19 protein-coding genes, 2 pseudogenes and 1 riboswitch are annotated in these 21,844 nt (G+C 71.9%); of the genes and pseudogenes, 9 read left to right on the forward strand and 12 right to left on the reverse strand.

Annotation, left to right across the window (positions count from 1 at the left end):
- Window positions 1–115 precede the first annotated feature (115 nt).
- Window positions 116–697 carry a TetR/AcrR family transcriptional regulator gene (locus tag PYS65_RS08625; protein WP_279333215.1) on the reverse strand — a complete coding sequence of 194 codons (582 nt, stop codon included), beginning with the start codon at window positions 695–697 and terminating at the stop codon, window positions 116–118.
- A 74-nt stretch (window positions 698–771) separates the two neighbouring features.
- Between PYS65_RS08625 and PYS65_RS08630 the strand changes: the two are divergent.
- A pseudogene (locus PYS65_RS08630) lies at window positions 772–1,816 on the forward strand (zinc-binding dehydrogenase); the annotation flags it as partial.
- Window positions 1,817–2,367: 551 nt separating this feature from the next.
- On the opposite strand, the gene PYS65_RS08635 reads toward PYS65_RS08630, so the two are convergent.
- Together PYS65_RS08635 and PYS65_RS08640 are read right to left on the reverse strand one after the other, a co-directional pair.
- Window positions 2,368–2,577: a DUF397 domain-containing protein gene (locus tag PYS65_RS08635; RefSeq protein ID WP_279333217.1), complete on the reverse strand. Its 210-nt coding sequence runs from the start codon at window positions 2,575–2,577 to the stop codon at window positions 2,368–2,370.
- Window positions 2,565–3,401, reverse strand: a complete 837-nt coding sequence (locus PYS65_RS08640; protein ID WP_279333219.1) for a helix-turn-helix domain-containing protein — start codon at window positions 3,399–3,401, stop codon at window positions 2,565–2,567. Before PYS65_RS08640 ends, PYS65_RS08635 begins: the two co-directional genes overlap by 13 nt.
- A gap of 206 nt (window positions 3,402–3,607) precedes the next feature.
- On the opposite strand from PYS65_RS08640, the gene PYS65_RS08645 reads away from it, so the two are divergent.
- Both PYS65_RS08645 and PYS65_RS08650 read left to right on the forward strand, forming a co-directional pair.
- Complete coding sequence (locus PYS65_RS08645) at window positions 3,608–3,889, forward strand: hypothetical protein (protein ID WP_279333221.1); 282 nt, start codon at window positions 3,608–3,610, stop codon at window positions 3,887–3,889.
- Window positions 3,886–4,176, forward strand: a complete 291-nt coding sequence (locus PYS65_RS08650; RefSeq protein WP_423836079.1) for a hypothetical protein — start codon at window positions 3,886–3,888, stop codon at window positions 4,174–4,176. Before PYS65_RS08645 ends, PYS65_RS08650 begins: the two co-directional genes overlap by 4 nt.
- On the opposite strand, the gene PYS65_RS08655 is transcribed toward PYS65_RS08650, so the two are convergent.
- The 5 genes from PYS65_RS08655 to PYS65_RS08675 are packed head-to-tail and all read right to left on the reverse strand — an operon-like array spanning window position 4,143 to window position 9,339.
- Window positions 4,143–4,856 (reverse strand): ABC transporter ATP-binding protein, encoded by a 714-nt coding sequence (locus tag PYS65_RS08655; RefSeq protein WP_279333222.1) that lies wholly within the window; start codon window positions 4,854–4,856, stop codon window positions 4,143–4,145. The genes PYS65_RS08650 and PYS65_RS08655 overlap by 34 nt on opposite strands.
- The gene (locus PYS65_RS08660; protein WP_279333223.1) at window positions 4,849–5,841 is read right to left on the reverse strand and encodes an ABC transporter ATP-binding protein; all 993 of its coding nucleotides are present in this window, start codon (window positions 5,839–5,841) and stop codon (window positions 4,849–4,851) included. Before PYS65_RS08660 ends, PYS65_RS08655 begins: the two co-directional genes overlap by 8 nt.
- Window positions 5,838–6,749 carry an ABC transporter permease gene (locus PYS65_RS08665; protein ID WP_279333224.1) on the reverse strand — a complete coding sequence of 304 codons (912 nt, stop codon included), beginning with the start codon at window positions 6,747–6,749 and terminating at the stop codon, window positions 5,838–5,840. The genes PYS65_RS08660 and PYS65_RS08665 overlap by 4 nt, the downstream gene beginning before the upstream one ends.
- A 5-nt stretch (window positions 6,750–6,754) precedes the next feature.
- Window positions 6,755–7,723, reverse strand: coding sequence for an ABC transporter permease (locus PYS65_RS08670; protein WP_279337898.1), 969 nt, complete (start codon window positions 7,721–7,723; stop codon window positions 6,755–6,757).
- Between the two features lie 20 nt (window positions 7,724–7,743).
- A complete protein-coding gene (locus PYS65_RS08675) occupies window positions 7,744–9,339 on the reverse strand; it encodes an ABC transporter substrate-binding protein (RefSeq protein ID WP_279337899.1) in 1,596 nt (531 codons plus the stop codon).
- A gap of 178 nt (window positions 9,340–9,517) precedes the next feature.
- Window positions 9,518–9,726: riboswitch (cobalamin riboswitch) on the forward strand.
- Window positions 9,727–9,756: 30 nt separating this feature from the next.
- Between PYS65_RS08675 and PYS65_RS08680 the strand changes: the two genes are divergently transcribed.
- From PYS65_RS08680 to PYS65_RS08705, 6 genes and pseudogenes are all read left to right on the forward strand, one after another.
- Complete coding sequence (locus tag PYS65_RS08680; RefSeq protein ID WP_279333226.1) at window positions 9,757–10,512, forward strand: energy-coupling factor ABC transporter permease; 756 nt, start codon at window positions 9,757–9,759, stop codon at window positions 10,510–10,512.
- Window positions 10,509–10,874 carry an energy-coupling factor ABC transporter substrate-binding protein gene (locus PYS65_RS08685; protein ID WP_279333228.1) on the forward strand — a complete coding sequence of 122 codons (366 nt, stop codon included), beginning with the start codon at window positions 10,509–10,511 and terminating at the stop codon, window positions 10,872–10,874. Before PYS65_RS08680 ends, PYS65_RS08685 begins: the two co-directional genes overlap by 4 nt.
- A 6-nt stretch (window positions 10,875–10,880) precedes the next feature.
- Window positions 10,881–11,630 carry a cobalt ECF transporter T component CbiQ gene (gene cbiQ / locus PYS65_RS08690; RefSeq protein WP_279333229.1) on the forward strand — a complete coding sequence of 250 codons (750 nt, stop codon included), beginning with the start codon at window positions 10,881–10,883 and terminating at the stop codon, window positions 11,628–11,630.
- Window positions 11,627–12,493, forward strand: coding sequence for an energy-coupling factor ABC transporter ATP-binding protein (locus tag PYS65_RS08695; RefSeq protein ID WP_279333230.1), 867 nt, complete (start codon window positions 11,627–11,629; stop codon window positions 12,491–12,493). The genes cbiQ and PYS65_RS08695 overlap by 4 nt, the downstream gene beginning before the upstream one ends.
- 357 nt (window positions 12,494–12,850) lie before the next feature.
- On the forward strand, window positions 12,851–13,201 hold the full coding sequence (locus PYS65_RS08700; RefSeq protein WP_279333231.1) for an antitoxin VbhA family protein: 351 nt from the start codon (window positions 12,851–12,853) through the stop codon (window positions 13,199–13,201).
- 107 nt (window positions 13,202–13,308) lie between these two features.
- Window positions 13,309–13,617, forward strand: a pseudogene (locus PYS65_RS08705) (Fic/DOC family protein); the annotation flags it as partial.
- Window positions 13,618–13,654: 37 nt separating this feature from the next.
- On the opposite strand, the gene PYS65_RS08710 reads toward PYS65_RS08705, so the two are convergent.
- The 4 genes from PYS65_RS08710 to PYS65_RS08725 form a co-directional block, all read right to left on the reverse strand.
- The gene (locus PYS65_RS08710; RefSeq protein WP_279333232.1) at window positions 13,655–14,908 is read right to left on the reverse strand and encodes an RNA-guided endonuclease InsQ/TnpB family protein; all 1,254 of its coding nucleotides are present in this window, start codon (window positions 14,906–14,908) and stop codon (window positions 13,655–13,657) included.
- Window positions 14,909–15,261: 353 nt separating this feature from the next.
- A complete protein-coding gene (locus PYS65_RS08715) occupies window positions 15,262–15,633 on the reverse strand; it encodes a hypothetical protein (RefSeq protein WP_279333233.1) in 372 nt (123 codons plus the stop codon).
- A gap of 232 nt (window positions 15,634–15,865) precedes the next feature.
- Window positions 15,866–16,660, reverse strand: a complete 795-nt coding sequence (locus tag PYS65_RS08720) for an SGNH/GDSL hydrolase family protein (RefSeq protein WP_279333234.1) — start codon at window positions 16,658–16,660, stop codon at window positions 15,866–15,868.
- Between the two features lie 185 nt (window positions 16,661–16,845).
- Entirely contained in the window at window positions 16,846–21,807 is a 4,962-nt protein-coding gene (locus PYS65_RS08725; protein ID WP_279333235.1) for a DNA repair ATPase, read from the reverse strand.
- Window positions 21,808–21,844: the final 37 nt, after the last annotated feature.

Consider the following 21,844-nt stretch of genomic DNA (forward strand, 5'->3'; position numbering starts at 1 on the left):
TCGATACGCTCACTGCGCGGACCGGGCAGACGACACACCGGGCCGGCTGTCTTCCACGTCGCAGCCCACCACCCAATCCGACCGCTCCGACCGCGAAACCGGCGCACCTATGCGGTCATAGCACCAGCGGCGGGGGCGCGCTGGCTTTGACCAGGGATCGTGCCAGGTCAGTGCTGTGCGGAAGAGTGTCGAGCGAGAGGGGCTGCGTGGCGACGGCACCCTCGTGCAGCACGAGGAGCCGGGTGGCGAGGGTGGCCGGGCCCGAGCAGCCTGCCGCGGTGGCGAGTTCCTCGAACAGGTTCAGCAACCAGCGTTTCTGGGCCGCGGCGATGCGGTGCGCGGGGTGCGAGGGGTCGGGGAGTTCGGCCAGTGCGTTGATGAACGCACATCCACGGGTGTTGGTTCCGCTCCAGGTCCGCAGTGCGTCGAAGGGTGCGGTGACGGCCTCGACGGGGCTGCCGCAGGCGTCGACAGCGGCGCGGACGAGTGACCGCCAACGCTGGTCGCGTTCCGCGAGGTAGGTCGCCACGAGGCGGTCCTTCGACCCGAACTGGTTGTACAGGGTCCGCTTGGTGACGCCTGAGTGCTCGGCGATCAGGTCCACGCCGACCGCTGTGATCCCGCGGTTGTAGAACAGTTCCTCGGCGGCCGCCACGATGCGGCGTCCGGCCGGCGTCATGGGCCGCCCTTCCTGCATGAGGCACTCCCTTGCCGATCAGCGTACGGTGGTGGATGTTCACAGATCAGTATACCTGCGAGGAGGTTCAAGCGATGAGTGCGTCCCAGTTCATGCGTGCGGTGCGTATCACCGGGCACGGAGGGCCGGAGGTCCTGGAGCTGACGGAGGTGGCCGTGCCCGCCCCGCAGGCGGGAGAGGTACTGGTCCGGGTCGGCGCGGTGGCGCTGAACAACACCGACCTGTGGACCCGGGAGGGCGCCTACGGCCGCCCGGGGGACCCGAAGGCGCTGTCGGGCTGGCGGGGCCCGATCGACTTCCCGCGCATCCAGGGCGCCGACGTGGCCGGCCGGGTCGTGGCGGTCGGCCCCGACGTGGACGGAAACCTCGTCGGGCGCCGAGTGGTCGTCGACCCCGCGATCTACGACATCGAAGGGCCGGACGCCAACCCGGTGGGCCTGATGGGGAGCGAGCGCGACGGTGGTTACGCCGAGTACGTGACCGCGTCGGCGGAGCGTGTGCACGACGTGACGGATTCCCCGCTCACGGACGATCAGCTCGCGACGTTGCCGACCGCCTACGGCACGGCGCTGGGCATGATCGAGCGGGGTCGACTGCGGGCGGGGGAAACCGTCCTGGTCTCGGGGGCGTCCGGCGGCGTCGGCCTCGCGCTGGTGCAGATCGCCCGCGCGCGGGGCAAGGGTGCTCGCCATCAGTAGCGGAGCCAAGATCGACGCGGTGCGCGGGGCGGGCGCGCACGAAGTCGTCGACCGCGCACGAGACGTCGCCCGGCAGATCCGCGCCGCCGCCCCGGAGGGCATCGACGTCGCACTCGACGTCGTGGCCGGCGAACTGGTGAGTGAAGGTCTGCCGCTGCTGCGCGAAGGAGGCCGGTGGGTCATCGCCGGCGCACTGGGCGGGCACGACGTGGCCTTCGACGTGCGCCGTCTCTACCTGCACAACGCGCAGGTCATCGGCTCCGCGATGCACACGCCCACACACTTCGGCCTCCTCATGGACCTGGCCCGTCGGGCCGGGGTCCAGCCCGTCGTCGCCGCGACCTTCCCACTGGACCAGGCCGCTCGGGCACAGGAGGAACTCGCCCGCAGGGGGCACGTAGGGAAGATCGTCATGCACCCCCGAGTTCCGTCAGCTCGCCTCGGCCGCCGGTGCGTCGGGGGCCGTCACCGTGTCCCAGTGGACCGTGCGGTCGCACCAGCGGTCGAGGAGGGTGCGGTCGTGGCCCACGCGGCTGAGCCGTAACGCCGCAGCCTCTTCGTCCAGCACAGAAAATTGCTCTCCTACGCTGCGACCACTCCAGCCGCACAAAAAGATCAAGAAGAGCAAAATGCCCCACTTGCCGGCTTCTGTAAAAGTGTGTGAAACCACGCTCCCGCCACGATAAAATCCCAAGTTAAGCAGTCTGCTCCCCGCACCCGCGGGGATGGTCCCCTCGGCGGGGTCTACGTCGAAGGCCGCACCCTCTGCTCCCCGCACCCGCGGGGATGGTCCGGCGGCCCGGCAAGCGGGGAACTTGCCGCAGGTCTGCTCCCCGCACCCGCAGGGACCCGATCGCAGGGCACCTCTGCATGCCCTCGCCGCAGCCGGAATGGTGGTCGGCCTCTCCAACTGGCCGATGGCCCCGCTCACCGGGCGGTGAGCGGGGCCATCGTTGACATCCGTTGCGTGAGTCAGACGCCCAGCTCACGGTTTTTCACAGCAGTGACGAAGGAGGCCCAACCCCCCGACGCCAGGACGAGTACTGGGCCTCCCGGCGTCTTACTGTCGCGCACGGGAACGACGGACAGCCAGTCGTCGGAGACCTCCAGACAGGCGCCGCCGTCTGGATTGCTGTAGCTGCTCTTGCGCCACGTCACGGCGCCCGGGTCTATGGATCGCACGGCGACTCCTCCAACATGCGCAGGATGAATTTCCGCGACTCAGCAGGGGACATGGCCTTGTCGCGCACCACATCGTAGGCACGCTGCAGGCGCTCGATCCGAGCGTTTTCCTCGATGAGTTCACCCCCGTGCGCATTCTCCGTGTAGGCCACGGGGCGACCGTCCGTGAGACGCAGGAACCACACGTCCGTGGCGACCAGCCCATGCACCCCTGCCCTCTGCGGCAGCACCTGAATCGTCACGTTCTCCCGCTCGGCCACCTCAGCCAGGTAGGCGAGTTGGGTCCGCCACTCACCCTCGTCCTGCAATGGTGTACGCAGGACCGCCTCGGCCAGGATTGTGCGAAACGGTGGTGATGATTCGCTTTCCAGCAGCTCCTGCCGCCCGATCCGGGCCTTGATCTGTTGCTCCAGTTCTACCCCTCGGCTTCCGCCCGCCGCCAGCACCTCCCGCGCGTAGCCCGGCGTCTGCAACAGCCCCGGCAGCACGCTCACCGCGAAGTGCCACAGGCTCACCGCCTCGGCCTCCAGCGCCATGTACCGGCGATACCGCTCACGGAACTGGGTGTGGTCGCCGGCGGCCAGTTCCCAGAGGGCGAGCAGGAGTCCCGGCGTCCCGTAGTACTGGTCCAATGCCTGGACGACCTCGGGGCCGCCCAGGGTGTCGCCCTTCTCCATCTTCCCGAACAGGGACCAGTCCCAGCCCATCCGTTCCCCGAGCTGTCGCAGGCTGTCGCCCCTTGCCGTCCTCAACTGCCGTAACTCCTCGGCGAATCGCTGACGCGGTTCCTGACTGCGGCCTGTGACGATGCGGCGCTGCGGCAAGGTGACTCACCTCCGTGGAACGTGTGGCACGTGCGTTTCCGGGAGGGGAACCCGGCCGCGCCCACGGCACGTCGCGCCCCACCCCGACTGCATTCTCGTAACGCACTGACTACGCACCGTAATACGTGGTGCTGGGCGGTGGTGGCCGAATCGCGAATCTGCCCGGTCGCACCCGCCCCTCGCCCGTTCCGAACGGAAGGCCCCTCATGGCAACACGCCGCCCCACCCCCAAGCTCCAGGAAGCCACCGACGCTCGTGACGCCCTTGCCGCCGCCCTCACCCAGGCCGGTATCCAGCTCCCGGCGATGGACGTCCGTACCCCGTGGGGAGACGTGCTGCCCGACGACATGGAGGAGCGGACGGCGGACGCGGCCGAGGGCCTCCGTACGCCCGCCAGTGCGCGTTACGCCCTCGTGCACCTCGGTGTCTGCTCGGCTCCCGTCGCGCTGGCCCTCGCGGCCGTCATCGCGAGGGGCGCCGCCCGGTGAGCGAGCCGAGTCCCGGCGTCCCCGAGCCCGTTCCTCCCCCGCCCGGCACCACCGTCCTGGACGTCGAGCGGGATCGCGTCGGCGTCGTCATGGGGCACGCGGGACCGTACCTTCAGCTCCGGCCGCTGTCCGGTGGGCGGGAGTGGGACGCGTCCCCGGAGCGCGTTCGGCCACTCACCGCGGAGGAGCTGTTCCGGGCCCGGCTGGCCGAGGCGAACGCCCGTAGCAGGACGGGACTCCGTGTCCAGCGGGCTCAACCGCCCGGCGAAGCAGGGAAGTTCTGCTGACTCGCCTTGGCCGTCGGTGCGCCGGGCGCCGCCACCGTGTCCCAGTGGACCGTGCGGTCGCACCAGCGGTCGAGGAGGGTGCGGTCGTGGCCCACGGCGAGGAGGGCGGCGCCGGTTTCGGTGCGGTAGGCCTCGACCACCGCCACCAGGGCGGCCGTGGTCGACGCGTCGAGCATGGCGGTCATCTCGTCGCAGATCAGCCAGCGGGGGCGGAGCACCAGTGCGCGGGCGAGGCAGGCGCGTTGGAGTTGGCCGTCGCTGACCTCGTGGGGGCGGCGGGTGAGGAGGTCGGGGGTGAGGCCGACGGTGGAGGCCAGTTCGGCGACCCGGTCGGGGGCCTCGGCGCGGCGGCCCGTGGCGCGCAGGGGTTCGGCGATCAGGTCGGCGAGGGTCAGGCGGGGGTCGGCGGAGAGGCGGGGCTGCTGGAAGACGACGCCGAAGGCGGTGCGCAGCGCGCGGGGGGCGCGGTGGCGCCAGTGGCGTACGGGGGTGCCGTCGAGGGTGAGGGTTCCGGCGTCGGGGCGGTGGAGGAGGGCGGCGACCTTGGCGAGGGTGGATTTGCCGCAGCCGCTGGGGCCGAGCAGGCCGACGGCCTCACCGGGGGCGAGGGTGAGGGAGGCGTTCTGGACGGCGGGGGTCCGGCGGTCGTAGCCGGCGGTGATGGAGCGGAGTTCAAGCACGGACGGCCTCCAGGGCCTCGGCGGGGGCCGGGTGGTGGCAGGCGACCGACCCGGTGAGGGGCGGGAGGGTGGCGCAGGTGGCCGTGGCGCGGTCGCAGCGGGGGGCGAAGGCGCAGCCGTCGGGGAGGGCGCCGAGTTCGGGGGGCATGCCGGGGATGGGGGTGAAGGCGCGGTTGGGGAGGGCGTTCAGGAGGCCGCGGCTGTAGGGGTGGCGGGGGCCGGGGGCGCCGAAGAAGGTGTCGGCGTCGGTGAGTTCGACGATGCGGCCCGCGTACATGACGGCGACCCGGTCGGCGATGCATTCGGCTGCCGCCAGGTCGTGGGTGATCATCAGCAGGGCTCGGGCGTGGTCGGTGCCGTCGCCAGGGGCGTCGACGTGGCGGCGGAGTTCGTCGACGGTGTGGTCCACCAGGTCGCGGTCGAGGCCGGTGGTGGGTTCGTCGGCGAGCAGGAGGGGCGCGTCGCCGATGAGGGCGAGGGCGGTGGCGGCGCGTTGGGCGAGGCCGCCGGAGAGTTCGTGGGGGTGGCGGTCGAGGTGGTCGGCGGGGAAGGCGGCGCGGGCGGCGGCCTGCTCGGCGGCGGCGCGCAGGGCCGTGCGGCCGCGGACGCCGGTGAGTTCGGCGACCGTCTCCTCCACTTGGGAACGGATGGTGCGGACGGGGGTGAGGTGGGCGGCGGGGCTCTGCGGGATGAGGCCGATGCGGCGGCCGCGCACGGTGCGGGCGAGGGTGCGTTCGTCGGCGGTGAGCAGGTCGAGGTCGCCGAGCAGGGCGTGGCCGGCGGTCTGCGCGTTGGCGGGGAGCAGGCCGAGCAGGGCGGAGGCCAGGACGGACTTGCCGCAGCCGCTCTCGCCGATCAGGGCCAGGCATTCGCCGGGTACGACGTCGAAGTGGGCGTCGGTGACGGCGGCGACGCGGCCGCCGCCGGGTACCAGGAAGCGGACCGACAGTCCGCGGACCGACAGCACGGGAGGTGGCGGGGTCACAGCGTCAGCTCCGATCGGCGGCGGGGGTTGATCCGCTCCCGCCAGACTCCGGCGAGTCCGGCGATGGCGAGGGTGGGGATGATCAGGAACAGGCCGGGGAAGAGGGTGGGCCACCAGTGGCCGGCGAGCAGGGAGCCGCGGGCGCCCTGGATGAGGGTGCCGAGGCTGGCGGTGTGGGTGGGCAGGCCGAGGCCGAGGAAGGAGAGCGCCGACTCGTGCCACATGGCGTGCGGGATCATCAGGACGGCGGCGAGGCCGGCCTGGGGCAGCACTCCGGGCAGCAGGTGCCGCAGCGCGACCCGCAGGCGGGAGGCGCCGCCGGAGACGGCGGCGTCGATGTAGGGGCGGGAGCGCAGGGAGAGGACCTCGGCGCGGACGATGCGGGCGGTGGACAGCCAGTGGGTGAGGGCGACCGAGATCACCACGGGCCAGACGCCGGGGCGGAACAGGGCGACGATGAAGATGCCGAGCAGCAGGTGCGGGACGGAGGAGAGGGTGTCGACCAGGCGCATGACGAGGCGGTCGACCCAGCCGCCGAGGGCTCCGGCGGTGGCTCCGACGGCGGTGCCGATGACGGTGGCGGTGAGCGCGGCCACGACGCCGACGAGCAGGGAGACGCGCAGGCCGTAGACGCAGCGCAGCAGCAGGTCGCGGCCGACGTCGTCGGTGCCGAAGGGGTGGGACCAGCTGGGTGGGAGGAGTTTCGAGGCGAGGTCGACGGCCTGCTGGTCGAGCTGGACCAGTGGGGGGACGAGCAGCACCGCGAGGGCGGTGAGGGCGACCAGGGTGGCGGAGACGCGCAGGCGCAGGGTGTGGGTGGAGCGGCGGGTGGTGCCGTGCGAGCGCCAGGCGGTCGCGGCGGCCGTGGGGGTGGTCGCGTCGGCCTTCTCCGCGGTGGTGTCAGCCATGGGGATCACATCTCCTCCAGCTTGACCCTCGGGTCGATCAGTCCGTACAGGAGGTCGGCGAGGAGGTTTCCGGCGAGGACGGCGGCGGTGGCGAGGGTGGTCAGGGCGGCGAGGAGGGGGAAGTCGACGGCGGTGGCCGCCTCGACGGTGGCGGCGGCGATGCCGGGCCAGCTGAAGACGGTCTCCACCAGGAGGGCGCCGGTGATGAGTTCGGGGACGCGGGAGCCGATGAGGGTGAGGACGGGCAGCAGTCCGGAGCGCAGGGCGTGGCCGAGCAGGACGGTGCGTTCGGCGAGGCCGCGGGCGCGGGCGCCGCGCACGGGGTCCTCGGCGAGGGCGTCGCCGACGCCCTGGCGGACGTAGAGGGTGAACCAGGGCAGCTGGGAGACGGCGAGGACGCCGGCGGGCAGGATCAGGTGGCTGGTGACCTGGCCTGCGGTGACGTGTTCGCTGCCGGTGTCGGTGAGGCCGCCGGCCGGAAGAACGTCGAGGTGGAGGGCGAACAGCCAGACGGCGAGCAGGGCGATCCAGAAGACCGGCGCGGCTTCCAGGGAGTAGGCGAGGGAGGTGACCGTGCGGTCGACGAGCGAGCCGGGGCGGCGGGCGGCGAGGACGCCGAGCAGGGTGCCGAGGAGGACGGCGACGGCGAACGCGACGGTGCACAGCAGGGTGGACCAGATCAGGCGTTCGCCGATCGCCTCGGCCACCGGCTGCCGCATCACGCTGGAGTGGCCGAGGTCGCCGGTGAGGGCGGAGGTCAGCCACTCCCACCAGCGGACGGCGAAGGGCCGGTCCACGCCGAGGTTGTCGCGGAGCCGGTCCAGGGTTTCCTGGTCGGCGCCGAGGGCGGCGGTTCCGGCGTAGGCCTTGACGGGGTCGAACGGGGAGGCGGCGGCGAGGGCGAAGGCGCCGAAGGTGACGACGAGGAGGACGGGCACGGCGAGCAGGGCCCGCCGTGCCACGAGGTGTCCCATCGCCGTCCAGGGCAGGGTCTTCACTTCTCGGGCTGCCAGTCCTCGGCGTTCCACCAGGGGCCGCTGGCGAAGCCGTGCTCGTGCGGTTCGACCTGGGTGGTGAGGTCGCCCCAGCGGTCGTCGAGGACGTAGAGGTGGTCGATGTGGGTGAGGAAGGTGTAGCCGGGGTTCTTGACGAGTGCGCGCTGGAGGTCGTCGTAGGCGGCCTTGCGGTCGTCGGGGTTCTGGGCGCGGCGGCCGGTTTCGAGGGCCTCGTCGACGGCGGGGTCGTCGTAGTGGGGCATGTTGTTGAAGCCGTCGCCGGCGAGGGAGGAGTGCAGCAGGGTGTAGAGGCCGAAGTCGGGGTCTCCGGTGCTGCCGAAGCCGGCGAGGACGGCGTCCTTGCCCATGCGGGGTTCGATGACCTCCCAGGTGGCGCCCTCGACCTTGACGTCGATGCCGGCCTTCTTGGCGTCGGAGGCGTAGGCGAGGGCGTGGTCCTGGCGGACCTTGTCGCCGGAGGGGTAGAAGAGGGTGAAGGCGGCGCGGGTGCCGTCCTTGGCGCGGATGCCGTCCGTGCCGGTCTTCCAGCCGTCGCGGTCGAGGATCTTCTTGGCCTCGGCGAGGTCCTGGGGGCGTTCGACATCCTTGGCGTACCAGGGGTCGTCGAGGGGCAGCGGCCCGTAGGCGGGGCGGCCGGCGCCGTCGAGGATCTTGTCGACCATGGCCTGGCGGTCCACGGCGAGGTCGAGGGCGCGGCGGATCGTGGTGTCGCCGGTGATCTTGTTCCCGGTGGGGAGGGTGACGGCGCGGAAGTCGTAGGTGGTGGCCTGGTAGGTCTTGCGGCCGTCGTCGTTCTTGAAGGTGGCGGCGAGGTTGGGCGGGAGGGTCGCGCCGTCGAGGTCGCCGGAGCGCAGCCGGGTGGCGCGGACGTCGTCGTCGGCGATGATCGCCATGGTGAGCTTCTTCACCTTCGGTGCGCCGCCCCAGTAGTCGGGGTTCGCCTTGAAGGTGAGCTTCTCGCCCTTGCTCCAGCCGGTGAGGAGGTACGGTCCGGTGCCGATCGGCGCGGTGTTGAAGACGCCGGTGTTGGGGTCCTGCTCGCCCGCGACGTGTTCGGGGACGATGGGCAGGACGGTGCGGGCCGGGAAGGCCGCGTAGGGGTACTTGAGGGTGAAGACGACCTTGTCGTCGCCGTCGGCGCGGATCTCCTTGACAGCGTCCAGTTCGCTCTTGGCGGTGTTGTTGGTCTTGTCGTCGAGGACCGTCTCGTACGTGTAGACCACGTCTTCGGCGGTGAGGGGTTCGCCGTCGCTGAACTTCACGTCCGGGCGCAGGGTGTAGGTGTAGGTGCGGCCGTCGTCGGTGATCTCGGGGAGCGCCTTGGCGAGGGCGGGCTCGAGCTCCAGGTCGGCGTCCCGGGCGAGCAGCCCGTCGAAGATCTTGGAGTTGCCGTCCTTGCCGTAGCCGAGCAGGGGGCTCAGCGTGTCCGGTTCGGAGGGGACCCCGATCACCACGGAGTCGGCGGACCCGCCGCCTGCGGCGCCGTCCGTGCCGCCGCCGGGCGCCGAGCACGCGGCGACCGCAGCGGCCATGGTCGCCGCGACGGCGGCACCCTTTATTCGTCGGGTCGTCATCGAATTCCACACCTTTGCTGCCCGGATCTCGTTGTTGCATATTAGTTGCAGCAGGGTTCTGCCCAGCACCCCCTCCCCTCATTCGCGCGCTTCGGCGTGGTGGGCCCGTCGGGGCGCGCGCTGCGGGGCGCCGTCCGCGCGCCCCCCGGGACCGCTTGTCAGCGGCCCGGAACGGGGTCTAGGGTCGCCACGCCTTGGTGAACGGGAAATCCGGTGCGATACCGGTGCGGCCCTCGCCACTGTGATCGGGAAGTCCGGCTCCGGCCCCAGGCCCTGTCCCCCGACAGGACCGAACGGCAGCCACTGGGTCCACCTCGGACCCGGGAAGGCGGAGCACGGGCGGTGGTACCCGTCAGCCAGGAGACCGGCCAAGGCGCGTCAACCATCCACGAGGTGCTGGAGAGGGTCTGCCGAGTCATGCACATAGCCGAGGGTTTTCTACCGCCGGCGCACGCGGTCGCCTGGGGCGTCGCGTCGGCGCCGTTCGTCGTCCACGGAGCCCGGACGCTCACCCGTGAGGTCAGGGAACATCCCGAGAGCACGCTGCTGCTGGGCGCGTCGGGAGCGTTCACCTTCGTCCTGTCCGCGCTGAAACTGCCCTCGGTGACCGGGAGTTGCTCCCATCCCACCGGTACCGGGCTGGGCGCCATCCTGTTCCGGCCGCCGGTCATGGCGGTGCTGGGCACCATCACCCTGCTGTTCCAGGCCCTGTTGCTCGCCCACGGCGGGCTGACCACGCTCGGCGCCAACGTCTTCTCGATGGCGGTCGTCGGCCCGTGGGCGGGGTACGGGGTCTACCGGCTGGTGCGGCGGTCCGGGGCGCCGCTGATGGTGGCGGTGTTCTGCGGCGCGTTCGTCGCCGACCTGTCGACGTACTGCGTGACGAGTGTGCAGCTGGCGCTCGCCTTTCCCGACCCGGGGAGCGGATTCCTGGGCGCGCTGGGCAAGTTCGGCTCCGTCTTCGCCGTCACGCAGATTCCGCTCGCGGTGAGCGAGGGGCTGCTGACGGTGCTGGTGATGCGCCTGCTGGTGCAGTCCAGCAGGGGCGAACTGACCCGGCTCGGGGTGCTGGTGGCGGGGCTCGGGAAGAAGTCGGCGGGCACGGGCTCAAGCACGGGCACGGGCTCGGGCACGGACGCAGGCCCGGGCACGGGCGAGGCGGTGGCCCGATGAGCCGGAACGCCAAGATCAACTCCCTGTTGCTGCTTCTGGTGGCCGTGCTCGCCGTGGTGCCGCTGGTGTTCGGGCTCGGCGATCACAAGGAGGAGCCGTTCGCGGGCGCCGACGCGGAGGCGGAGGTCGCGATCACCGAGATCGACCCGGACTACGAGCCGTGGTTCTCGCCGCTGTACGAACCGCCGTCCGGGGAGATCGAGTCGGCGCTGTTCGCCCTCCAGGCGGCGATCGGCGCGGGCGTGCTCGCGTACTACTTCGGGCTGCGACGGGGGCGTCGGCAGGGGGCGGAACGGGAACGGGGGACCTCCACCACCGCGGCGGACGTCGACGACGCGGCTCCCGCCGGAAGCGGGGCCTGATCCCCCGTGCTGCCGATCGACGCGGCGGCGCACAGCAGTCGCTGGCGCCGCCGTCATCCCGTGGACAAGGCCGTGCTCGGGCTGGGGCTGACCGTGTTGGCGGTCGCGCTGCCGCCCTGGCCGGGAGCGGCCCTGGTGCTGCTGACCGCACTCGCGGTGCTGCTGGGCCCGGCGGGGGTGCCGGGGCGGCGGTTGTGGCGTGCCTACCGGGTGCCGCTGGGCTTCTGCGTGACCGGGGCGCTGCCGCTGCTGGTGCGGGTGGGCGGGCCGGGCGGGTTCGTGTCCTGGGCCGACGGCGGGCCGTTGCGCGCCGGGGAGTTGCTGCTGCGCACCTCGGCGGCCTCCCTGGGCGTGCTGCTGTTCGCCTTCACCACGCCGATGTCCGATCTGCTGCCGCGCCTGGTACGGGCCGGGGTGCCCGCTCCCCTGGTGGACGTGGCGCTGGTGACGTACCGGATGAGTTTCCTGCTGCTCGACTCGGTGCGCCGGATCGGGGACGCTCAGGCGGCCCGGCTCGGGCACACCACCCGGGCGGCGACCTGGCGTTCGCTGGGCGGGCTCGGCGCGACCGCGTTCGTCCGGTCCTTCGACCGGGCGGCGCGGCTGCAGGCGGGGCTCGCCGGACGCGGTTACGACGGCACGCTGCGCGTGCTGGTGCCCGAGGCCCGGATCTCGGTGCGCTTCACGGTCATGAGCCTGGCCCTCCTGGCGGCCCTGGCCGCCCTCACCCTCGTTCTGGAAAGGCCGCTGTCGTGAGCGGGCCCGCGCTGGTCGCCCTGCGGGGCGCGTCGTTCGCGTACGAGGACGGCCCGGCCGTGCTCACCGGCCTCGACTTCGAGGTGCGGGAGGGGCGTACGCTCGCGCTGCTGGGCCGCAACGGCAGCGGCAAGACGACGCTGATGCGATTGCTGAGCGGTGGACTGCGTCCGGGCACGGGCGAGTTGACCGTGGCGGGGCGGCCCGTCCGGTACGACCGCAAGGGGCTGACCCGGCTGCGGACGACCGTGCAGCTGGTGGTGCAGGATCCGGACGACCAGTTGTTCGCGGCGTCCGTGGGCCAGGACGTGTCGTTCGGGCCGTTGAACCTCGGCCTGTCCGACACGGAGGTACGGGCGCGGGTCGCGGAGGCGCTGGCCGCGCTCGACATCACGGCCCTCGCCGACCGTCCCACCCATCTGCTGTCCTACGGGCAGCGCAAGCGGACGGCGATCGCGGGCGCGGTGGCGATGCGGCCCCGGGTCCTGATCCTGGACGAGCCGACCGCGGGCCTCGACCCCGACGGCCAGGAGCGGCTGCTCGCCACCCTCGACGGGCTGCGTGCGAACGGCACCACGGTCGTCATGGCCACCCACGACGTGGATCTCGCCCTGCGCTGGGCCGACGACGCGGCCCTGCTCACGCCGTCGGGCGCCCGGACCGGCCCGGCGCCCACGATGCTGGCCCGCAGCGATCTCCTCGCGGCGGCGGGGCTGCGGCTGCCGTGGGGTGTGGCGGCCGCCCGTCTGCTCCGCGCCCAGGGCCTGCTGGCCGACACGGCCGCCGGGCCCCGGACGCCGGAGGAACTGGCCGGGCTCATCGCAGTGTCCCCGGAGCCCGCGGAGCACGCCGACGGCGGATAACCCCCGGCTCGGGCAGCCCCGCGCGGAAAGCCGGTTCACGAGCCCCACATCGCCGGGCCCCGCCTCGCCGGGTACGGCCACCGTGGTGTGGCAGAAGGTGACCGGCTCACGGCAAGGGCCTCAGAATTCCCCGGCGCTGCAGTTCCCGGATGCGTTCGGCGATTCTCTGCGGAGCGGCACCGCCGGTGACGAGCACGCCGGCTTCCGGGTTTCTGCGCACTCTGGATTCGGTGAGTTCACGACAGTCCTCAAGGCCGGCCGACACGACGGGCCCCCTCCTCGCCGCACCGCGCATCCCATCGGAATCCGTACTAGAATCTGTACAGAATCAAGCCTCTCTATGGGTACGGTGACAGCGTGGAGATCCCCGAAGTCGTGACCGTCAGCGACGCGCGCGCGAGGCTGTCGCGGATCCTGACCGACCTGTCGGAGTCCGGCGCGGACGCCGACCCGGTCCTGATCGGCGCCCACCGCAAGCCCCAGGGTGTCCTCCTGTCCGTCGAGGCCTTCGAGGCGCTGAGCGGCCGAGCGGCACGGCGTGCGGCCGTCGCCTCGGCCACCGGTTCCATCGAGGCCGAGGGGCTCCACGCCTCCGAAGCCTCCGACCGGGACGCCGAGGAGTACGTGAAGGGTGACCTCGACGCGGACGCCCTTGTCGCTCGTGCGATCGCCCGCCACCGAACGACTTCGCAGCGGCGGGCAGGGTGAACGATCCGTACGCCATGCCCAACGGCGTGCTGCGCAACAAGCTCGGCATCACCGACCCCCGGCTGCTCGCGGCAGCGGAGGCGGACATCACCCGGGCGCGCCTCGTCATGCTCACCGAACGCCCCCTGCCCGGCGCGTACGACCTCGGCCATCTCCAGGCTTTCCATGCCACGGTCTTCGGCGACATCTATCCATGGGCAGGCGAGTTACGCACCGTGAACATCGCCAAGCGCACGCCGTTCTGCCCAGTGAGGAACTTGGTGCCCTACGCAGGAGAGGTCTTCGAACGTCTCGCCTCGTCCGGCCATCTGCGAGATCTCCCCCAGCAGGAGTTCGTCATCCGACTGGCCGAGCTGTACGGCGATTTGAACGTCCTCCACCCGTTCCGCGAGGGCAATGGCCGTGCCCAGCGGGCGTTCCTGGCGCAGCTCAGCGCCGACGCGGGATACGACGTCAACGGACCCGGGACTGAAGTCCCGGGCTTGCAGAACGGGCGCCACTGGCGGTGGTGCTGCGTTTGCGTCCTGTCCCACGTCCCGGTCCGGCAGGTGGGTCTGGGGCGGTTGACTGCGCCCCGCGTCGCCACGACTCCCACGCTCTCGCGCGGATGTTGCGGGAGCTGTTCCGGTCCGCGTGATCAACGAATCCGCAGGACCGGCATGCGAACCGGGCCTGGGAGACCCGGTTCGCCCGGTCGAGGTGCCCGCACTCGGCGCAGGTGCGGGAGGTGTACGCCGGATCGACGTACACCACCGGCACCCCCGCCCGGCGGGCCTTGTACGCGATGAACGCCCCCAGCTGGGCGAAGGCCCAGCTGGAGTGGGTGGCCCGTTGGGGCTTGCGAAGCCGTACCCGTCCGCGGATGCCGGTGAGGTCTTCCAGGGCGATTCCGCGGCCGGTGCGTTCTGCCTCGGCCACCACATGTTTCGCGATCTTGTGGTTGATGTCCTTCGCCCGCCGGGCCTCCTTGCGGCGGCGCTTCTTCAGCCGCCGTCGGGCGGACGGGGTGTTCTTCTTCTGCAGTTTGGTGCGGAGTGTGCGTTCCCGGGTGCGGATGCGGTTGAGTTCCCGGCCGGCCATGATCTCGCCGTCCGAGGTGGTGGCGATGTTGACGATGCCCAGGTCGATGCCGAGGAAGTCCACCGGCTCCGGGTTCAGCGGCGCCTCGGGGACCTCGCAGGTGGCGTTCAGGAACCACCTGCCGTCCCGGCAGAGGAGGTCGGACTCGCCCCTGCGGTAGAGGGCCAGGGTGGCCAGTTGCTCCGGTGAGGCGGTGAACGCCACGTCCTTCACCCGCCCGGAAGTCGTCCAGATCGACACCCGGCGCCGGTCGGTCTGCCAGGACAGCATCCGGTCGTCGAAGGGCTGGGCGCCGGAGGGACGAAAAACGACGGGTTTCCGGGTGGCGCGGCGGTGGCGTGCCGAGCCGGGACGGCCCAGGCGACCCGCCGCCAGGTTCGCCCGCAGGGTGGCGTAGGCGTCGCAGGCCTTCTTGATCGTGTGCTGGGCCGCCTGCGCGCCCAGGTTCCACCGCGCCTTGATCTCGGTGTAGGTGTGCTCACGCAGCGCAAAGTTCCGCTTCACGCCCTTCTCGAAGGCGACCTCACTCGCCCAGGTCGCCGCTTCGTTGCAGGCCCGCAGGGTCGCCTCCAGCGCCGCCGCCTGCACCGGCGTCGGCAGCAGCCTGACCTGCACCACCAGCTTCACGATCACCGAACCTACACACCCGTACGACCAGCCACCGCACGTTCACCCGTCATCACCCGGCCGAGTGAACCCACACCGGCACAGCAGCACGGCCCCACCGGACACAACACCCGGCCGCTCCGCGCCGCGACCACGAGGATGCGATTCCTCCGGGGGCTGAAGCCCTGGGGTTCCTCGCAAGAATCTGCTGAACTGGTCGGGCATGGACGCTCAACGTAATGAGGACGCCTCGGTAAAAAGCTTCCTCGGCGACAACAGCCTGTTGGAGCAGATACTCGACAAGATCATCACCACCACGGAGTGACACAGCTGCCTCCCAACCGACAAGCGCGGCACCTGACGTCCGGCGCGCTTCAGGCCGGCACGGAGTGCGCCGGTTCCCTGACCACGCCTGTTCCCAGGCTCCAGCCGGTAAACGATCTTCCTGTCGAACTCGGCGAAGCCGAGTTCCCAGTGGTGAAGAGCAGGCTCTCGCGTTCGAACAGATCGACCGCGTAGTCGGGCGGCAACTCCTCGACCGGCAGAACCACCTCCTCGTGCACTTCGAAACGCCTGCGGCTCGTCGCCAGCAGCAGACACTCGCTCCCATCGAGAAGTAAGGGCTCCAACTGCCGCTGACTCGCCGCGTTGTCGCCGATGAGTAACGCCCCCTCGTCCGCGAGGCGGCTCCGCCACATCGCGACCCGGACCTCCGTGACGTCCCCCAGGTCGTCACCGACCGGCATGTGCTGCGCCAGCAGCGAGGCCAGCGCCTCGGCGTGTGCCCGTCACGCACTCGTTGCCGGAGGGCAAGTCCTCGTTCGGCCTGAAACACCCTGGGAGTGCAGATGTCCGCGCCGCGGGCCGATCTGGGGGTGCTGTGGCGCGCGGGGTGGGAGGGGAGCGAGTCTGCTCGGGGCTCGGTTCGGATGGTGCCGGACCCTGGGCGCCCGGCACCGTCCGGGTGTCGGGCTCCGGTCAGACCGAGGTGCGGAAGGCGGGGAGGTAGCCGCTCGACTGGCCGGTGGCCTTCGGGTGGTAGGAGTTTTCGATCGGGACCGTCACGCTGTGGAGCCAGGCGTCGCCCGAGCAGAGCTCGTGGCCGGTGAACTCGTCCACCACGCTGGAGAAGGCGAACCCGGCGTTGGCCGCCCGCTTGGCGATCACCCCGTTCATCACGTCCGAGGCGTTGTTGATCGCGCCGCGCTCGGTCTCGGTGAGTCCGGCGATGCAGCTGCCCGAGAGCTTGTAGAAGCGCGGGTACCCCAGGACCACCACGCGGGCCTGCGGGGCGCGCGAGCGGATGCTGTTGTACATCGTGTCGAGCTTGCCCGGGAGGGAGCTGTTCATGAGGGAGATGGCCGAGTTGACGCGGCTGACGCAGGTCGCCTCGCTCTGCAGCACACAGGCCTGCATGACGTCCGCGAAGCCCATGTCGTTCCCGCCCGCGGTGACGCTGACGAGCGTGGTCGATGTGTTCAGCGCGCTCAGCTGACCGCTGGAGACGCTGCTCGTGGTCGCGCCGCTGCAGGCGGCGAACTTGAACGAGGACGGGGCGTTCGCGGCGGCCCAGAGTTGGGGGTAGGCCTTGGTGCTGCGTCTGCAGTCGCCGCTCTCGGACGTGTAGCTCCCGGCGCCCACACCGGAGGAGTAGGAGTCGCCGAGAGCGACGTAGTGGTGGCCGGCCGCCGAGGCCGGCTGCGCCATGCCGAGGACGGCTGCGGCACCCATGACGAAGGCCAGCACGGAGGCCCGGAGAGAACGCACTGACATAGCGGTCAGCCCTTCGAAGTGCGAGAGAGGAGTGGTTGGTTGACGAAGCAACCACTCTTCTAGCAGGGCTGGAACTCGTCAGTAACACCTCGGCGAAAAGCCGCCCGTAATGCCTGAATGATTATTCAGGCGGGCCGTCTCCGCGCGTAGATAAACCCCTTCCGTCTAAGGGAATTCACAGTTCTTCAGATGACGTTCCGATCCCCCGAGGGGCCCCGGCCGGCGCTCCGGGGGCCGGCCGCGCGGGTGATGGCCGATTCGACGGCGGCGATGCGGTCGCCGAGGAGTGCGAGGGCGGCGACCGCGCGGGCGAGGGCGTCGTCGTCGGGGCCGCCGAGGGTGCGGGTGCGCAGGTGGGCCGCCTTCACCTCGCCCCAGCGGTCGGCCTGCGCGGGGGTGAGGGTGCCGCGCAGTTCGGCGAGTTTGAGCAGGTTCGCCTCCGCGCCGGTGGTGAGGGTCTGCGCCTCGGCCGTGTAGTGGTCCTCGATGACGGCGGTGAGTTCGGCGTCGTTCATGACGGGCTGGATCCGCTGGGCGATCTTGTTCATGTTGCGGTAGGAGCCCTGGAGGCGGAACGGCGGCTCGGTGCGGGCGTCGTCGGACTGGGCGGCGGAGGCGATGTAGGCCGCGTTGACCGCGAGGACCGTGCGGCGGGCGGTGAGCAGGTGGCGCAGTACGGCCAGGACGCGGTCCAGTTCGGTGGGGGCGTAGGGGTGGGTGAGCCGGTCGGCGTGGGCCGTGGGGTCGCCCCCGGCGAGGCGGATCAGCAGGTCGAGGTCGGCGCGGTCGCGCCCGGCGAGCGGGGCGAGGACCGGGTTGGCGGTGAGGGCGTTCTCCACGAAGCTGGCGGCGAAGGCCTCTTCCTTGCCGGTGAGGACGTCGCCGAGGTTCCACACGTCGGCGCGGTTGGCCAGCATGTCGGGCACCCGGAAGAGTTCGCCGGACTCGGTGTACGGGTTGCCGGCCATGCAGACGGCGAACCGCTTGCCCCGCAGGTCGTAGGTGCGCGGCTCGCCCTCCCACACGCCCTCCACCCGGCGGGTGGCGTCGCACAGCGGGATGAACTTCTGGAGGAGTTCGGGCGAGGTGTGCTGGATGTCGTCGAGGTGGAGAAGGGTGTTGTTGCCGGCGGCCAGCGCGAAGTTGATCTTCTCGATCTCCTGGCGTGCGGTGGCGTTCGGTGCCTCGGCCGGGTCGAGGGAGGTGACGGAGTGGCCGAGCGCGGGGCCGCTGATCTTCACCAGGACGAGGCCGAGCCGGTCGGCGACGTACTCCATGAGGGTGGTCTTGCCGTAGCCGGGCGGGGAGAGAAGGAGCAGCAGTCCGCCGGTGCCGGTGCGTGCGGACTCGCCGGTGGTGCCGAGCTGTTTGGCGAGGCTGTCCCCGATGAGGGGGAGGTAGACCTCGTCGACCAGGCGGTTGCGGACGAAGGTCGACATCACCCGCGGGCGGTGGTCGTCCAGGCGCAGCCGGGTGCGTTCGGCATCGACCAGGGCGGTGCGGCGGCGCTGGAAGGCGCGGAAGGCGGGGGTCTCGTGCTCCCTGAACTCCTGGGTGCGGGAGAGGAATTCGTCCAGGCGGAGGGTCAGGCGCCGGTCGGTGATGCGGGGGTGGGTGCCGAGCAGGCCCTCCACGGTGGTGGCCAGGGGTGCGTCGGACTCGTGGCGGGGCTGGTCGGGGCAGAGTTCGGCGGCGACGGCCTCGGCGAGGTCGCCGGGGGTGAGGTGGGTGCCGGTGGCGGCGGCGTACGCGGACAGCCAGGCCTCGACGAGTTGGCGGCGGGCGGTGAGGTCGGTGAGGGCGGGCAGGTCCTCGTCGTAGGCCTCGGTGGCGACGGTGCGGCGGAACTTGTCGAGCAGGGTGCGGGCCTGTGCGCTGATGACGAACCCGTCGGGGCCGGTGGTGAGTTCGTCGAAGAGGTAGGCGGCGCAGGCTTCCGGTCGGACGGTCGCGTCGGGGTGCCGGTCGGCGATCGTGCGGGCGAGTTCGGTGTGCAGGTCGGCGAGCGCCGGGGGCGGGCCGAAGGCGTCGCGGACCCGGGCCAGGGAGCGGGCCCGGCGGGTGAGGTCGGCGCGCTCGGCGGTGGTGGTGGCGTGGGTCCAGTGCAGCAGGGCGAGGGCGCGGGCGGCGGGCTCGTGGCGCAGGGCTCCGGCCCCCTCGTGCAGGCGCAGCACGGCGGTGAGGATCGCGGTGGTGTCGTGGTCGTGGACGCCGCGCTCGTATCCCTCGTCGTAGGCCTCCTCGGCGGCCCGGCGCACCAGGGTCTCGAGGTCGTCGGCGCCGTTCAGGGCGTCGGGGCCGTGTTCGTGCAGGAGGCGGGCGGCGAGGTGTTCGGCGCGGTAGACCTCGGGCGACTCGGAGGGCAGATGCCGCTCCCAGTGGCGGCGGCCCTCGGTGAGGGCGGGGTCGGTGACGGGGCTGCGGTAGTCGGTGCCGGTGAGGGCGAAGGCGAGGGTGTCGCCGTGCGGGACGAGGGTGAGGTCGAGGGGTTGGGTGGTGACGGCGAAGCGGTGGCCGCCCAGGCGGATGGCGCGGCCGCCGTCGGCGTAGAGGTCGGTGCGGTCGCGCAGGGCGCGGGCGGCTTCCTGCCGGGCGGAGCGGAGGCGTCCGTCGAGTTCCTCGGCCCGGACGCGGTCGCCGAGTTCGCGCAGTTCACCGGCGGTGCGGCGGACCTTGGCGACCAGCGGGTCGGAGGCGAAGTAGGTGCTGACCTCGTCGGTGTCGGCGAGGGTGGTGGAGCGGCGGGCGATGGTCGAAAGGACGCGGTCGGCGGCGGAGGCGAGCTGTTCGGCGCGGCGGGCGCGGGCGTCGGTGAGGCTCTGTGTGCGGGCGGCGAAGGCCTCGTAGATCTCGGTGCGCTGGTCGGCGAGTTCGCCGAGGACGTCGTCGAACTCCGCGAAACGGGACTCCAGGGTTTCCAGCTGGGCCAGTACGCGGGTCAGTTGTTCGTCGCAGGACTCGGGGTCGGTGGCGCCGGCGAGGGCGCCGGTGACCGTCTGGCCGAGCAGGGCGATCTCGGCGGTGAATCCGGCGCGTGCCTCCCGGTCGCGCAGGCCGCGGCGGCGGGCGTCGAGGGTGGCGCGGGCGCGGTTGACGCCGCCGAGGGCCTCGGCGACGCGTTCCAGTACGGCGGTGCGGACGGTCGCGTCGCCGATGTCGAGGCCGGCGACGACCTCGGTCACCGTGCGCAGTCCGTCGGCGAGTTCGTCCAGGCGGGCGGCGAGGGGGGCCGCCTCGGCGGCGGTGGTGATCGCCTCCGCGTCGGTGACGAGGCGTTCGACGTCGGTGTGGTGTGCGGCGAAGGCGTCCTCGTGGGCGAGGTGGGTGACCGCGCGCTGTCCGAAGGAGGCGAGGTCGTGTCCGGCGTCGGCGGCGAGTTCGTCGATGCGGGTGTGGTCGGCGTACCGCATCTCCTTCAGGGTCAGCAGGTGGCCCTGGGCGTGGCGGAGTTCGGTGAGCCCGGCGACCCAGGCGGTGGCCTCGCGGGGCTGTTCCCCGCGCAGCCGGCGTACCACGGAGGCGATGCGTCCGGCCGCCTCGTCGAGTGCTTCGGCGGCTCGGCGGGAGAGGTCGCGTACGGTCTCGAACTCGGCCAGGACCTGTTCGGCGGTGCCGCGCACCTGCTCCAGGGGGGCGTGCAGGTCGCCGAGTTCGGGGTCGGCCAGCCAGTGGTGGGCGTCCGCGGTGCGGACGCAGGCGGCGACCAGGGCCTCGTACACCTCGGTGGTCGGGGTGGTCTCGGTGACGGAGCGGGCCAGGGAGAGGCAGTCGGAGACGCCGCGTACGAGGTCGGCGTTGCCGACCCGGTCGAGGGGGCCGTCGCCGACGGGCCGGCCGGCGGCGTGGGTGTCGGAGACGTAGGGCGAGTGCCACTGCTGGAGCGGGTGGACGCGGGCCGCCTCGTCGCCGTCGGGCCGCAGCAGGGTGAGCGCGCCGTCGTCGAACAGGGCCCAGCCGTGGCAGGTCAGCGGGGTGGCGACCTCCTCGCGGATCACGTTGTACGACAGCAGCAGGGCGCGGCCCCGGCCGGGTGCGTGGAAGGCGTACAGCACGTCCTCGCCGTTGGGTGAGCGCACCTCGCGCTCGAACTCCATGCCGGTCGTGTCGAGTTCGTATGTCTTGTGGGGGCCGGCGGCCAGGCAGTAGCCGCCGGGGAAGACGATGCCCTGGTCCTCGGGCAGGCGGCGGCAGCCCTGTCCGACGCCGTCGAGGCGGACGACGGTCCGGGTGAGGGTGTTGAAGACGAGGTGGCGGTGCGCGGTCTCCTTGTAGGGCAGGACGCGCAGCAGGATCAGGGCGCCGACGCGGGCGTGGGAGATCTCCGCGTCGGCGAGGGACTGGAGCGGTTCGTCGACCGGTTCGCTGTGGATGCCGTCGGGGGTCTCGGGGTCGCTGTGCGTCCTGACGGTGAGGGTGCCGCCGAGGGTGTCGACGAAGACCTCGCCCTGGACGGAGACGTGCGGGTGCCGGCCGAGGACGTGGTCCTCGCGGGTGGTGCGGGTCCATTCGATGTCCGGGGCCGGGGTGCGGGCGTGGTCGCGGTCGCCGCGCGCGTCGAGGAAGGCGGCCCGGCCGTCCTCGGTCACCGACCAGCGCAGGACGCGGATGTCGCCGGCCTTCTCGCCGGTCTGGAAGACGGCGAGCAGCCTGCCGTCCACGCGGCGCAGCCGCAGCAGGCGTGCCTGACGGTAGTAGCGGTGCAGGGCGGCGAACTCCCCTACGAAGGCGGGGTCGTCGAGGAGTCCGGGCACGGCGTCGTCGGGCAGCCGGTTCAGGTTCCGGTCGTGGGCGGCGAGGACGTCTCCGACGGCGGTGTCCGTGTCCGGGCGGGGCTGGGCGCCGTAGCCGAAGAGGAGCACGTCGCCCACGGCGACGATGTCGCGGGGCACGCTCGTGCGGTCGGTGCGCAGCCGTTCGGTGCCGGTGAGGCGCAGTCCGGTGGAGCCGAACGCCTCGATCCGCTGCCGGTTCAACGCCTCGGTGCGGCGGGCCAGTTCGGCGGCCTGCGCGGACAGCCGGTCGCGCAGCACCTGGTAGGTGCCGCCGTCGACCGGCCCGTGGCGGCCGGCGGTGGGGCCGGTGCCGCCGTCGGCGTCGGCCGGGGTGTGGGCGCGGGTGTCGGGCGTCTCGTGGGTGCCGGTGCTCATGGCTTCCTCTCGGGAGGGAGCGGTCGGGAGCCGCCGT

This window comes from Streptomyces cathayae (assembly GCF_029760955.1).
GTDB lineage: Bacteria > Actinomycetota > Actinomycetes > Streptomycetales > Streptomycetaceae > Streptomyces > Streptomyces cathayae.